This is a genomic window from Sphingobium sp. B2, from assembly GCF_007693735.1.
Lineage (GTDB): Bacteria > Pseudomonadota > Alphaproteobacteria > Sphingomonadales > Sphingomonadaceae > Sphingobium > Sphingobium xenophagum.
Map to the genome: position 1 here is coordinate 17,930 of NZ_VDBZ01000005.1, position 13,317 is coordinate 31,246.

The window sequence follows — 13,317 nt, forward strand, 5'->3', positions numbered from 1 at the left end:
CCGCCGCTAATCCGAATTTTCCCCGACATCACAGGAGATACCGATGGGCTGGCTCACCATGTCCCGTTTCCACATGGGCGGACACAAGACCGCCAAGGATTATCTGGACGCGCAATTCACCTATAGCCGCGAGGCGGACGGGACGATCAAGGGACTGAAGGTGCTCGCCTCATCCTGCCCCCAGAATCGCACCTATTATGCTGCGGCTCAGGTGATGATCGACGGCGTCGGCAAGGAGGTTTTCGCGATCGTCTGCAAGGTGATGTGGAATCCCAAAAGCAAGTCCGGCGAGCATTTCGGCTACAAGGATATGGACGAATCTGTCGGCCCCTATGAGGATAGCTGTCCCCGCCACATTCTCGACCTTCTGACCCCGACCGACCGGGAGCACGCCCTCGACTGGCGCGCGCGGTGCCGTGCCAACCTGGCCCGCCGATCGCGCAAGATCGAGGACGGCGACCGGATCAAACTGGCCCAGGCGCTGACCTTCTCCGATGGTCATGTGGGTGACGAATTTATCGTCGTGAAGCGCGGCCGCCGCCTGAGTTTCCGCGATCCCGCGACTCGCTGCGGCTATGCGATCAGCCGGTTCATGGAGCGCGACTGGACGATCCTGCCGGTCACTAAGGTTCACAAGACGATCTTTGCATGAGTGCGTCAGCCAGTATCATTCCCGCAGCAGGGAGAAGCCATCATGTTTGCCGCGTGTCTTGAATTGTCGCCCAAGCGTCTGCAGCTTTGCAGCCGCGAGAACGCCAATCGCGTCGCAGGTCGCCTATTCGACGAGCGGCCGGGTAGGCTGTCGATCGTCCGCACTGGCGATCCGCTGCAACCATTCCGGGTCTGCACGACGCCGGCGGCCGATGATCATGTCGAGGTGGAGATGACATTTTGATCCGGATCGCGGCGGCCATCATCCTCGCGGGCGGAGCCGCTCTCACATCGCCCTCATGGTCTCAGAGTTTCGACGCGAAGGCGCGGGCGCTCGATGGCGATACCGTGGCCGTCGATTTCCGGTTGCTTGGGGTCGACGCATTCGAGCGCGGGCAGCTCTGTCGGCGCGCCTCGGGATGTTGGCAGTGTGGGAAGGCCGCACAGGATTTCGCCGCGAACGCCCTGCGTTCCAAGGCCGCGACGATCCGGCTCGTGTCTTCGTCTTCTTATGGCCGCCCCGTTGCGGTCGTTACAGTCGACGGCGCGGATTTGGGAGAGCGTCTTATCCGCGCGGGTCTCGCGACCCCGCAGGCGAGTTATCTCAGAGACGATCCCGCTCGCCTGCGCGCATATAATGCGGCCTTCGCTTCGGCCAGGAGGCAAAGGGCAGGGGCCTTTGCCGGAGACTGGATCGAACCGTCGCGCTGGCGGCACGGGAACCGCCTGAGCTGCGAGCGCTGATGGTCAGGCCGACAAAGTCGGGTCGGCCCACCAAGATGGTCCCTGCTCGAAATTTCCGTCCATCCTGACCAACGGCCCATCGGGCGCGTCGGCCACATAGGGGTTCACGAGCGGCATCACCGTCTCCTTCAGGCGCTTCTGTTCGCCTGCGATGCGCCCGCGCTGCTCCAGCAGATCCTCCAGCCATTCAAGATCGTCGAGCATCGACACCACGCCGCGGCCGGCGAGGCAGAAATAGATGCAGCGCTGAAAATCGTCGGCACCATCATTGCCCAGGATCTCCGCCAGCTTCAGCTTGCCCGCCGAAACCCCTTCATGCACCCAGCTTACCGCCTCGCGCAGCTCCCGCACCGAATAGTAGGCGTCCTCGACATGAATGCCGATCGCCGCATTGGCGATCATCCGACGGGTCGGCCGGTTCTCCATATCCAGCGCCGCATCCCGCAGCGTTATGTCGAGATCGAACAGGTGTCGGATGCTGGGCGTCGTCATGGCAAATCTCCTACTCATTAGAACGTAACGTGAACATGCGCGACCGTCAATTGTCCGCGTGCTTCCGTTGCGAGCGGAGCGCGCATCATGCCCATCAACGTCATCGTCGGCCTTCCGCACCTGAACGATGGGCCGATCCTTCAGCGGGCACGCGCGCTTGGCCGGACCGCGCTCATCTCGGCGAACGCGCTTTCACGTTGGTCCGAAAAGCGCGGCTGGCGGGAATGGACCGGATGGCGCCTGGGGCAACTCCAGAATGCACGGGGTTTGTCCGGCCTCTGCCTGGACTCCGCAGGCTTCGTCGCGACTGCGCGCTATGGTGGCTTCCCGTGGTCCCTGTCGGACTATGTATCGCTCGCGGCGGCCTATCCATTCCAATGGTGGGCAAGTGCCGATTACTGCGTCGAGGCTGAGATCGCGCGAGATCGCGACGAAGTCTTCGACCGCCTGTCGCGCACCATCCGCGCCAATCGCGACTGCCGCATCCTGGGCGAGGATGCCGGAATAGCCGACAGACTGATGCCTGTGATCCAGGGCCGGCGACCATCCGACTATGAGCGCTGTGTCGATGCGCTCTGGGGTTCGCTCCGCCCCGGCGCATTGATCGGTGTCGGAAGCATGTGCCGGCGCGATATTCACGGACCGGAAGGCCTGATCGCGGTCATCGACCATCTCGATCAGATTCTTCCGGCCGGTGTTCTGCTCCACGCATTCGGCGTCAAGGGCACGGCACTGCCCTTCCTTCTGCCTTTCGCACACCGGGTCGCGTCGATCGACAGCCAGGCCTATGGCGTCGGTGCGCGTCGGGCAGCCCTGAAGGCGGGGATCTCCAAGACCGATCGCGTCGTGGCCGATTACATGGAGCAATGGCTCGCCGGTCAGTACCACCGACTAACCGAGCGGCCGCGCCGCCTTCCGCAGCAACGGCCTGCTGACGCAGATCCTCCGCCGATCGATCCCTGGGAGGCCGCAATCGCGCAGGCCCGTACCGAAATCCGCGATCTCATCGAGTCCGGCGATCTTGATCATGATGAGATGTTCGAGCCGTGGCTCGAGCAATGGGCGGCCGACATCTTCCATGACCAGACGGCGGAGCGGTGAAAGGGGAGGGGGAGTGGAAGGGTGAGCATCAGGCTCACCGAAAGGGTGCGCGTCGCGAGCAAGCGCGTGCACCGCCATTCTCACTAGGAGAACCGCCTTGACCGCATCGCACCCTGTCGGGACCGCCATGGTCCCGCTCGCCCGGATTGCCGTGGGCTATAATCCGCGCCGCTATTTCGACCGGAAGAAGCATGACGAACTCGTCGCCTCCCTGCGTTTGCGAGGCATGCTGCAGCCGATGCTGGTTCGGCCCGCTGCCGACCTGCCGGAGCATTTCACGATCGTCGCGGGCGGTCGCCGCTACCGGGCCGCAATGGAAGCCTTCGGCGAAAACGCCGAGGTGCCGGTCCTGATCCGGGAGATGACCGACCAGGAGGCGCTCGACGCGGCGATTGCCGAAAACGACGATCGCGATGATCCTTCCGAGACCGAGCAGGCGGACGCGGCCGTTCGCTATCTCGCGGCGTGCCAAGGCGACCGGGCTGAAGCTGCACGGCGGCTTGGCTGGTCCCGCGCAAAGCTGGACCGCCGGCTCGCGCTCGCCGACCTTTCCGAGACCGTCAAAACCGCGCTCGACGAGCGCCGGATCAAGGTCGGACACGCCGAATTGCTCGCCGCCGTTCCCGCCGACAAGCAGGACAAGGCGCTCGAGACGATCATCGCGGCCGGCCTTGACATCGCAAAGACCCGCGATCTTCTCATGAAGGTCACGCAGCGCCTCGCCGATGCCCTGTTCGACAAAACGGAATGCACCACCTGTCCGTTCAATTCAGGGACGCAGCGCGCCCTGTTCGACACCCATGTCGACGATGGCCACTGCACCAACGCTACCTGCTTCCAGCTAAAGACCGAGGCGGTCGAAGCTGCACGCCGTGATGCGGAGGCGGCCGCCGAGGCCGAGGACGCCGCCGCAGCGATCGAACACGATGACGGCGATGATGACGCTCTCGCCGACGATGGCGACGAAAACGAGGACGGCGGTGAGATCGGCGGTCTGACCGATGACGCAGCGCCTTCAGCACCTCTGGTCGGTCGCGGAACCGTCGTGCGCAAGGTTTCCACCAGCACCGGGCCCAGTGTTACCGCAAAGTCCATCGCAGGCCGCACGACCGACCTGCGGGAGGCGACATGGCGCACGGCGCTCGCCCGCGGGCTGGCCGACGATCCTTTGAACGCCCAGGCGGCGATCCTCGTGGCAGCGCTGACCGGCACGCTTTCGCACATCAAGTCAGGCACTTTGACCTCGCGCGCTGCACTGCTGGTCGACGCCGCGTTCCCCGATCGCGGTTTCAAGGAAAAGATCGCAGAGATCCGCGAGCTATCGGAGGTTCAGGCCACCACGGTGCTGGCTGCGATCGGGGCAGCATATGCCCGGGACGTCCAGTCGTTCGCGCACGTCGCCGATCTCGCCGGCGCCTTCGGCATCGACATCCGGACAGTCTGGCAGGTCGATCGCGCTTTTCTCGAACGATACACGAAGGACGAGCTCAAGTTCATTGCCGCCGAGAGCGGCCTGGTCGCGCACATGGGCGAGAAGGCATTCGCAAAGTTGCTCGGCGCCAAGAAGGGCGACCTGATCTCCGGCATGTTGAATGCTGTCGGGTTCGATTGGGCTGGCCGGGTGCCAAGCGCGATGGCCCTCGATGGCCGCTATGCGCCGCCCAATTCGCTTCCGCCCGCCAAGGCCGACGAGGTTGTCACCGAACTGGCCGCCTGACCTCGCCCAACTTTCCAATCAAGGAATCCCACAATGCTGATCACCAATCTTCTGCCCATGCTGGGCAGCTATTCGCTCGCCTTCGATCTTGTCGCCGGCGATGACGGTGTCGTTACCCTCATCATCATTCCCCGCGTCGCCGAAGGCAAAACGCACAAGGCCGAGGCCGGCGAGCTGCGTCCGATCTCGATCACAGCGACGGCCGCCGAGATCGATGCAGAGCTTGCGAAGGGCGCCGAGGGGGCGCTCGGTGGGCTGATTGCCACACGCATGGCGCTTGCCGATCAGATCGCGACCCAGCGGGACGCGGCCGAGGCCGCGCGCGCGGCGTCTGCGGAGGCGGCGAAGGCAAAGGCGGCATCGGCACCCGCCAAGCCGGTAGTCGCAGCGAGCACGCCGGCCGCGCCAGCGGCGGGCGCCCTGCCGGCCGATGCAAAATCGGAGGAGCCCGCCAGCCTCTGGTGATCGGAAGCAACCGACACCCTTTGCAATTCCAACAAGGACATTCCGATGCAGATCGACCATCTTGCCCGCGTCTACCGCTATGACGGTATCGACCTCCCGCAGCCGCCGTACCTTGCCAATGACCCGCAGGGCCTGCGCGCCTACCACGCCACCCTCTACCCGGCGATCCTCAATGCCGACCTGGTCGATGCCGGGGTTACTGGCGGTGTCCACGTCACCGAATATCGCCGAGCTGTCGGCACCAAGGGCTGACATGGCGCGCGTTCAAATGGCGGCCATCCCCGCCGCACCGCGCTGCACGCTGCTCCATTGGATCGAGAACGACCATGGCAACACTTCCGAACTCTCCCGGCCTGCTTGCAGCAAACAAGCCCAGGCCCTCCATGCGAAGATCATCCTCGACGCGGGCACGCGCGAGGATGGTCCTGCCGATCCTATCCCGCCACCCACAGGACTCTCCCTTCCTCCGCTCGGCTGATCTGGCAGGACGGACCGTCCATATCTCCCCTGATATTCCGGTGATGTTCGATCGACCTTTGGCGGCCCACCATAAGCTCGTCGGCAGTTGGGTCGCCTCGAAAGAGCAGGAGACAGTGCACCGCACGCGCCCTGAGGCGCGCCGACATATCGAACGGGTCTTCCAGACCGAGGTCCTCGAAAGCTTGCGGAGCTGCACGATCGCGGACCTGCGCGTCGTCGTGCTCAACGGCGAATCCTGCGGGGCGCCGGCGGTCGCGATCGTCTGCGACAGTGTCGGGCAGCTCGATCTCGGATGGATCGAGGACAGCAAGCGGCCGATCCCGTGGCGCGCGGCTGCGTATCGGGTGCTCGAGCGCACGCTCGGAAGTGCTCTCCCGATCTTCTGCTACGATGACCTCTTCGACAACATCTCGATGTACTATTGGGACGGCGAGACCGAGGACGCCGCTGCGCGCGAGGCCCTCGTTGCGCTCCATGGGGCTGACGACAGCGAGATCGCGGCCCAGACCATGCCGTCCGAAATGAACGCCAGGCGGCCAGAATGGATGCTCGCCGCGAGGGCAGCGCCCACGTCGAAGTTACCGACTGCCCTTCGTCGGGCTCTGCGCGAATTGCGGGATGCCCACGCGGCGCTCACCAATTTGCCTGACGAACATCACGCCTGGCGCCTCGAGATGGATGTTCTCTACGAATATGTCCCCGGTATCGAGGAATGTTCGCCGCTTCCGCCGCTGACACTCGTTCCCGTCGAACAGTTCGCGGTCGAGGTCGACGACGTCGGGCGTCACGGCATGGAATATGGTTTCATGGACGTGACGGGCCTTTGCCCAATGACGCACTCCACCGCGATCGATGTCTGGCATGCGTCACTCGCCGCCGGCGCGCGGCTGCTGCGGGCCGCCAAACATCTCATCGAACTCTATCCTCCCGAATAACGAGGCCGACATGACTGACCATTGCGTGCAGTTCGAGCGAACCGCAGGCGGCATGATGCTGACCAACGCCATCCTGCTCTACAGAAGCGACGGGGCTCGCGGCCTCGGCTCGCATCTTACCCCTGGCGAAGATGCCGAGGCATTCGCCAGCATCCATCAGATCGAGCACGACGCTATCGGCGCGCCGACCATCGCCGCTGGAACGCCTTTGACCCGGGCGCATCTGCGGCATTGGTCGCAGGCGCTCGGCCGCGTCGCCCCGCCGCAAATTCTCCCCGAAACGGTGCTTGTCGCCCATCCCGACCTGCTGGTCTGGTGGGTGCCCGCACAGGTGAGGACGGCCTATTTCGACCTCTCGGCGAAACTGGCTGGACTGCGTGCGCTTGGCGGCCGCGCGATCGTCCCGGTTGCCTATCCGGCACACGTCCTTGTCGCCACACGGCGCCGGCTTGGAGTCTTTGCGCTTGAGCGGAACGAGCGGCCCGCGGCCGAAACCGCCTTGCTTCATTCGCCGATCCTCAACGTCTTCCTCAACGGTTCCCTCTGCTGGGGTAACATTCCGAAGCCGACATCGCTGGATGTGTCCGCCATTCCCGAGTTCGAGCGCGCGCTTTTCGACTCCTGGTCGACCCATCCGAATCCGGGTCAGGAGCTGACGATCACGGGGAAGGGCGGTCTCGTGCGTCTCTGGGACACCCTCGCAGCGACCCGCGCGACCCGCTTCCCGGTCAAACGCTTGAGGCCGTTCCTCGGAGATCGTCGCCAGACCGCCCCGCGAGGCGCCGCCAAGGCCGACCCAGTGACGCTCGGCGACCTCATCTACGGAAGGTCCGGCCGATGACTGCCCTCGCCGAAGACCCGACCGCCGCCGCGGTACTGGCGGAGGCGCCTTGCTATCCCGTGCCGCCGGATGGGCGATCACCCGCGATCGAGGCCGTTCGCGAAGCCCGAGCAGGCAGCTGCCTCGCAATCGGCCGCGATGGTGTCTGCCTGATCTTGCGCCGGGCCTGGCTGGCTCTGGATCTGCCCGTGACACCGCCGATCCCGGCCTACCTGCCCTACGGGAGCATTGGAGTTCGCCGCGCGGACCTGCGTTGCGGCTTGATACCGGCGGAGCTGCTGCGGCAAGTCCTCGAGCACTTTCGCGCCGCGCTGCCCAACGAGGCCGCCGCCTTCATCCTCTGGGATGAGGCTAATCGGCGATTCTGGGTCGACTTCCCCCAGATCGACCGCGCGACGCCGTCACACCTCACTTATCGTCCGCCTGCGCTGCCGCCGCACCATCACCTCATCTGCGACATTCACAGCCATGGGCACGGCGCGGCCTTCTTCAGCGCAACCGACGACGCGGACGACGCGCACGCGACCAAGATCGCCCTGGTTGTCGGACGTCTGGGTCATACGGACGGCCCCGCATTTGCCTCGCGACTGTGCGCCGGAGGGATGTTCCTCCCGCTGCCGCGAAGCCCTTTTTTCAGGAGACGATCATGACCTCTGAGACGCCCCTTCGCCACTATCTGCCTGCGGCGCTCGGCAACCGCGCGATCAAAATCGTGCTTGTGGGATGCGGCGGCAACGGCGCGCAGATGCTGATGGGGCTCGCCTCGCTGGATACGGCGCTGCGGGCGATTTCGTCGCGTTCGCTCGATGTAACCGTCGTCGACGACGATATCGTCAGCGAGGCCAATCTTGGCCGGCAGCCCTTCTTCAGGTGCGAGATCGGCAACTCGAAGGCCCGGACGTTACCCGAGCGGATCAATCTCGCCCCTGTCTCTTATACACATCTAGATGTGTATAAGAGACAGGCCCTCTCCCCCTCCCCTTTCTCCCTGTCTCTTATACACATCTAGATGTGTATAAGAGACAGGCCCTCTCCCCCTCCCCTTTCTCCCTGTCTCTTATACACATCTAGATGTGTATAAGAGACAGGACGTTAACCGAGCGGATCAATCTCGCCCACGGTCTGGCCTGGACGGCGGTGCATGGCCGGGCACCCGAGGCCGCGAAGCTCGACGGCACCGACATCGTCATCACTTGTGTCGATACCGCATCGGCGCGCCGGAGCGTCGGTGCGGCCATCGCCTCGGCCAGGAATGCGCCGGCCTATTGGCTGGATCTCGGCAACCGCGCTGGCGACGGGCAATATATCATCGGTTGCCCGAACGCTGAGCCCGAGGCCGGGCACCAGATCCTCCCGACAGTCCTCGAATATTTCCCCGAGGTCGCGAACGAGAGCCTGCCTGACGACGACGCGCCGTCGTGCTCGATGGCCGAAGCCCTCGAGCGCCAGTCGCTTTTCGTGAACCGGGTGGTGGCGAGCCACGCGCTGGCCCTTCTCTTCGATCTCGTTGGCCGCGGATCGATCGGCCACGCGGGCGCGTTCATCAATATCGCCACCGGGCAGGCCGTGCCGATCCCGCTACCGATCGCTGCTTGAATCTTCGGTCGAGCCCGAGGCCGGCCACGGGAGAAAGGGGAGGGGGAGAGGGCCGTTTGAGCGGATTTTCGCTCAAGACCGGAGGGCCATCCCATGACTTACGACGTCGCCATGCGCCACCAGCAGGCGCTCGACCCCAGCGCGCTGATCACCGTCGGCACCACCCTCCACGCGATCGGAGCCGCGATCAAGGATTGCCGCAACGCCGGCAAAGACGCCGAAACCGATCCCGCCGTGATCCTGCTCGTTCGCCACCTCAGCGCAGTGTGCGAAGATCGTCCGTCCAATCTCGAGCTTCGGCGCACCTGCATGGACCAGATCGCCGAAATCCGCCGAACGCCGGTCCTGCGCAACCTCGCCTATCGGGGCGTGAGCCATGACGAGGCCGCCAAGCGGCTCTTCCATTCGGAGGGCCGCACCGCAATGCGGCGCCTCGCCGACGCGCTGGGCCTATGCGACGGAACCTATGACATCCGCTCCAGCAAGGGCGGCCCTGCGGTTTCCGGCGAAATCACGCTCCATGGCGAGGAAGCATGGGTGCAGCTCTCGCTTGGCTGTTCGGGCCCGGGCCGGGAAGTCCTCTATCGCCGGGTTCGTGGCCGCGATGATCACTGCGGCGCGCGCAATCACTGGGCATCGGTCAATGATCTCATGGCGCCCGACCGTTTCGCCGACCGTCTGCGGCGCGACCTTCGTCTCACGCCGCCGGTCGAACAGCCGATGCGCCTCTTCGCCTGATCTCGACCGAGGCCGACCACATGATCCATGTCGAAAAAATCCCGCAGTTCGACCCCTGTTCGACTGCCACCTGGCTGGCCCGGGGCCGCGCACCGGAACATGCCGAAGCGATCGCGAAAGCCTGGCGCGACTTTCCGGACCTGGCGCCGACGGCTTCACCTGAAGATCGCATGGCGCACACCCGCGCGCGCGTCCAGGCGATGAAGCCCGTCAACGACGCGATTGCCGCGCATAGCGAGGCCGAGCGCCAGGCGCGCAATTTCAGCTTCACCGAGGAGCGCGCCGTCTCAGGACGCGGTGATGACCGCGATGCGGCGATCCTGCGTGGACGCGATCGTTATGGTTATGACTGGAATCTCGCGATCCGCTATGCCGATGGCTGGTACGCGGCCCATGTAGGTTGGAACCATTGTTCGCCGTCCAAGGCCGCAGAACGCCCGGCCTATGACTGCGGGTTCGCCGACGGCGGCGGCGACGTTGACGATCTCTTCGATGCGGCGCGCCGGGCCAATCGCGCTGCCGAACGAGCGCCCATCTCGATGCAGTCGCGGGGTGCGGTGCGATCGCTACCCTCGGACTGGCCGAAACCCAGCGACCGGCCCCGACCGACACCATGGTCGCGGCGGGTTATCATCCTGGGCGATCATCCGGCGGCGGCGCTCGGCCGAGGCGATATTTTGGAGCGCTATCGTAAGACAGGCGGCCGCTGCGGCGGTCACGCCATCATTCTCACCGCCACCAAGGGCTTCATATCCGGTGTGACCGCGCAGCCCGAGGCCGAGGAACTGACGGCGGAGCGGGCCGACGAGCTCATTGCCAGTCCCGAGCAGGAGGACCGGCTTCGCGCGCTCCTCGCCGGCATCGACATCGAGGATATCCTTGTCGCGCTGCACGGCGAATATCTGCGGGTTCTCGATACCCATTCGGCCGCATTGCCAACCTGTCGGAATCGCGAACGCACGCGCAACACGCCGCTGCAGGTCAAGGCGCACGCGAAACTCTGGATGGATCGAGGCCGCGAGGCCGGGAGCAATGTCGGCGCTGGCCACATCCGTTGGTCCAAGGCGACCAAGGGCCTGACTGCGAAGCTAGGCGAGCTGACGGCGCGCTATCAGGGGCCGGCGCCCGGCAAGGGGCATCTCGTCTCGATCGAACAGGACGGCACCCTCGCGCACGGCTTCATCGACCCCGGCGGGAAACCCCTCGCGCCGACGCTCATCGTCGGCAGCAAGGCCCGGTTGCGCGACGAGATGGCACGCGCGCTCCGCCTGTTCGGCGGGGCGACGAGATTTGCCGCCCGCTAACATTCGAGGATCCAAAACATGGAAACGAGCCGCAGCCAGCGCTGGCGCGAGCGCCGGGCGCTCTGGGCCCGCGATCTCACGGTCATCGATCCCAAATCCTATTCCGTCGAGATCATCGGACACGATGCCGCGCGCGCTTTCATTGCCCGCCATCATTATCTGCCGACCTATCCTGCGGCGCAGCTCGCGGTCGGGCTCTATGGCGCCGGGGCAGTCCTGGAAGGCGTCGCCGTCTTCGCCGTTCCGGCCACCGGAGCCGTAATCACGCGGCACACCGGCTTTGCCGATCCGCTACGCGGCTGCGTGCTCGCCCGCCTGATCCTGACAGACGCCGTGCCCCAGAACGGGGAGAGCTTCTTCGTCGCGCGGGCCTTTCGCCATCTGCGCCGCGAGAAGCCCGGAATCGAGGCCGTGGTTTCGTACAGCGACCCAAGCGCCGGACATATAGGCCGCGTCTATTGCGCGCTCTCGGCGGCGCACCGCGCCATTACGAGGCCGCGAACCGTCCTGCGCGCCGGCGACACAACGATCGCGGGGCGCACGCTCTCGAAGATCCGCCTTGGCGAGCGAGGCCATGCCGGCGCCATCGATCAGCTCGTTTCGCTTGGCCTGCCCAGGCCGGAGTTCGGGGAGATGCCTGCGACATGGCTTTGGCGGCTGCAACGCGAACGCCATCTCGTGCGCCATCAGCAGCCGGGTCTCTACGCCTATTGCTTCGAGCTCACCCGCGAAGCCCGCCGGCACGGCCGCGCACTGCCGCGACTTCCCTATCCAAAGGCCCTGCCGTTGGCGCACCCCACCTTTCAGTTCGATCTTCGCATCGAGGCCGAGAACCGCACAGCCGGCCGAGAATGAGGGGAGGGGGATCTTGAGGGTTGCGGCGATGGGCCGCGATCGAGGCCGAGAACTCCATGCACATCCCAAGCAACAGACGAGCGGTCGATACCATTCTGGTCGCCGCCCCGCCGCCCGTGGTCCTGGCCTATGGGATCGGTGTCGATTCCACGGCGCTGCTGATCGAACTCGAGGCGCGCGGCGAGGCGCCAGACCTGGTGCTGAGCGCCGATCCGGGCGCGGAGAAGCCCGAGACCTACGAATATCAGCGGATGATCGCCGCGTGGATGCACGCGCGCGGGATTCCCTATGAGATCGTCCGCTACGTGCCCAGGCGCTTCAAGCACTGGCCGCCCTATTATTCGATCCTCGCCAATGTCCTGACCAATGCGACTTTGCCGAGCATCAGCCTGGGACGGCATAGTTGCAGCCTCAAATGGAAGGTGGCGCCGCAAGACGCTTTCCTGAAGCAATGGGCACCGGCTCGCGCCGCATGGGCGAATGGGCAGAAGGTCGAGCGGCTGATCGGCTACGACACGTCGCCCTCCGATTCCCGGCGTCATGCCCATGCTGCCGGGCTGGACGATCCGCTGTTCCAGTGCCGCTATCCGCTGCGCGAATGGAACTGGACGCGCGATCGCTGCATCGCCCGGATCGAGGCCGCCGGTCTCCCGGTGCCGCCCAAGTCGAGCTGCTTCTTCTGCGGCGCCATCCGGCCCGATGAAGTACGCGCCCTGCCGGCGTGGTGCCTTCGCTTGATTGTCCTGATTGAGGCCCGCGCCGAACCGCGCCTGCGCACCGTCGAGGGATTGTGGCGCCGATCGACCAGGACCCGGCCCGGCAGGATCACCGATTTCATCCGCGCCGAGCGGCTGCTCCCCGAGGCCGAGATCGACGCGATCCGTCGCGATGCGCCGACCGATCTCATCCGTTTCCAGGACGCCGCCAGCATCGTGCCGATCGCCGAGCGGCCGACGATGGAAGAATGGATCGCGAGTTTCAACGCCGGCTTGATGGAGGCAGCATGACCAGCACCATATCCCGGATCGCCGAGCTCAATGACCGCGTGCGGCTCGGCCTCGATCGAAACGCGCGGATCGTGATGACGGCGACCTGTCTCGCCACATTGGCAGGCGGCGACCGCATCGTCAGCGAAGCCGTCGCCCAGGCCGCGGTACTCGCGGCCGTCCGGCGCTACGAATTCAAGCCTGATGACGGCCCGGAACGCAACTACGGGCAGTTCGAGCTCGAGGGTCACATCGTCTGCTTTCGCATCGATTATTACGATCCCTCGCTCGAATGGGGCTCGGAAGATCCTGCCGACGCCGCGGTGACCGTCCGTGTCCTGACGATCATGCTCCCCTGCGACGATTGAGCCGATCAGTCGCCTCGCCAATTTCCAACCAAAATGGAGGTAAT

At 65.2% G+C, this 13,317-nt stretch carries 16 protein-coding genes and 2 pseudogenes; 17 read left to right on the forward strand and 1 reads right to left on the reverse strand.

The window, feature by feature from the left end; translation table 11 throughout:
* The first annotated feature begins 43 nt into the window (after positions 1–43).
* From FE851_RS21985 to FE851_RS21995, 3 genes are read left to right on the forward strand one after another with little or no spacing between them, the layout of a single operon-like run.
* The gene (locus FE851_RS21985) at positions 44–652 is read left to right on the forward strand and encodes a DUF6927 domain-containing protein (RefSeq protein WP_062787886.1); all 609 of its coding nucleotides are present in this window, start codon (positions 44–46) and stop codon (positions 650–652) included.
* 42 nt (positions 653–694) lie between these two features.
* Positions 695–895 (forward strand): hypothetical protein, encoded by a 201-nt coding sequence (locus tag FE851_RS21990; RefSeq protein ID WP_030090560.1) that lies wholly within the window; start codon positions 695–697, stop codon positions 893–895.
* Positions 895–1,395 (forward strand): thermonuclease family protein, encoded by a 501-nt coding sequence (locus FE851_RS21995; protein ID WP_369805560.1) that lies wholly within the window; start codon positions 895–897, stop codon positions 1,393–1,395. The genes FE851_RS21990 and FE851_RS21995 overlap by 1 nt, the downstream gene beginning before the upstream one ends.
* A 3-nt stretch (positions 1,396–1,398) precedes the next feature.
* Here the strand turns inward: FE851_RS21995 and FE851_RS22000 are convergent, their stop codons facing one another.
* The gene (locus FE851_RS22000; RefSeq protein WP_145206763.1) at positions 1,399–1,887 is read right to left on the reverse strand and encodes a hypothetical protein; all 489 of its coding nucleotides are present in this window, start codon (positions 1,885–1,887) and stop codon (positions 1,399–1,401) included.
* Positions 1,888–1,974: 87 nt separating this feature from the next.
* Here FE851_RS22000 and FE851_RS22005 point away from each other — a divergent pair, with 87 nt between their 5' ends.
* The 14 genes and pseudogenes from FE851_RS22005 (at position 1,975) to FE851_RS22070 (ending at position 13,273) form a co-directional block, all read left to right on the forward strand.
* On the forward strand, positions 1,975–2,988 hold the full coding sequence (locus FE851_RS22005) for a hypothetical protein (RefSeq protein ID WP_062787883.1): 1,014 nt from the start codon (positions 1,975–1,977) through the stop codon (positions 2,986–2,988).
* A gap of 127 nt (positions 2,989–3,115) precedes the next feature.
* On the forward strand, positions 3,116–4,705 hold the full coding sequence (locus FE851_RS22010; protein WP_062787881.1) for a PRTRC system ParB family protein: 1,590 nt from the start codon (positions 3,116–3,118) through the stop codon (positions 4,703–4,705).
* Between the two features lie 33 nt (positions 4,706–4,738).
* A complete protein-coding gene (locus FE851_RS22015) occupies positions 4,739–5,170 on the forward strand; it encodes a PRTRC system protein E (RefSeq protein ID WP_030090565.1) in 432 nt (143 codons plus the stop codon).
* 45 nt (positions 5,171–5,215) lie between these two features.
* Positions 5,216–5,422: a PRTRC system protein C gene (locus tag FE851_RS22020; RefSeq protein ID WP_145206764.1), complete on the forward strand. Its 207-nt coding sequence runs from the start codon at positions 5,216–5,218 to the stop codon at positions 5,420–5,422.
* 167 nt (positions 5,423–5,589) lie between these two features.
* Positions 5,590–6,585 (forward strand): hypothetical protein, encoded by a 996-nt coding sequence (locus FE851_RS22025; RefSeq protein ID WP_228227686.1) that lies wholly within the window; start codon positions 5,590–5,592, stop codon positions 6,583–6,585.
* 10 nt (positions 6,586–6,595) lie between these two features.
* Positions 6,596–7,426, forward strand: coding sequence for a PRTRC system protein B (locus FE851_RS22030; RefSeq protein WP_030090568.1), 831 nt, complete (start codon positions 6,596–6,598; stop codon positions 7,424–7,426).
* Complete coding sequence (locus FE851_RS22035) at positions 7,423–8,076, forward strand: PRTRC system protein A (protein ID WP_030090569.1); 654 nt, start codon at positions 7,423–7,425, stop codon at positions 8,074–8,076. Before FE851_RS22030 ends, FE851_RS22035 begins: the two co-directional genes overlap by 4 nt.
* Positions 8,073–8,315 (forward strand): annotated as a pseudogene (locus tag FE851_RS22040) (ThiF family adenylyltransferase); the annotation flags it as partial. The gene FE851_RS22035 and the pseudogene FE851_RS22040, both read left to right, overlap by 4 nt.
* Positions 8,316–8,512: 197 nt before the next feature.
* Positions 8,513–9,022, forward strand: a pseudogene (locus FE851_RS22045) (PRTRC system ThiF family protein); the annotation flags it as partial.
* Positions 9,023–9,115: 93 nt separating this feature from the next.
* Positions 9,116–9,760 carry a hypothetical protein gene (locus tag FE851_RS22050; protein ID WP_030090571.1) on the forward strand — a complete coding sequence of 215 codons (645 nt, stop codon included), beginning with the start codon at positions 9,116–9,118 and terminating at the stop codon, positions 9,758–9,760.
* Between the two features lie 20 nt (positions 9,761–9,780).
* Positions 9,781–11,064, forward strand: a complete 1,284-nt coding sequence (locus tag FE851_RS22055; protein WP_066703984.1) for a hypothetical protein — start codon at positions 9,781–9,783, stop codon at positions 11,062–11,064.
* Positions 11,065–11,082: 18 nt separating this feature from the next.
* Positions 11,083–11,919, forward strand: a complete 837-nt coding sequence (locus FE851_RS22060) for a hypothetical protein (protein ID WP_030090573.1) — start codon at positions 11,083–11,085, stop codon at positions 11,917–11,919.
* Positions 11,920–11,975: 56 nt separating this feature from the next.
* Positions 11,976–12,926, forward strand: coding sequence for a hypothetical protein (locus FE851_RS22065; RefSeq protein WP_062787876.1), 951 nt, complete (start codon positions 11,976–11,978; stop codon positions 12,924–12,926).
* Positions 12,923–13,273 carry a DUF3768 domain-containing protein gene (locus tag FE851_RS22070; RefSeq protein WP_030090586.1) on the forward strand — a complete coding sequence of 117 codons (351 nt, stop codon included), beginning with the start codon at positions 12,923–12,925 and terminating at the stop codon, positions 13,271–13,273. The genes FE851_RS22065 and FE851_RS22070 overlap by 4 nt, the downstream gene beginning before the upstream one ends.
* The last annotated feature ends 44 nt before the right edge of the window (positions 13,274–13,317 follow it).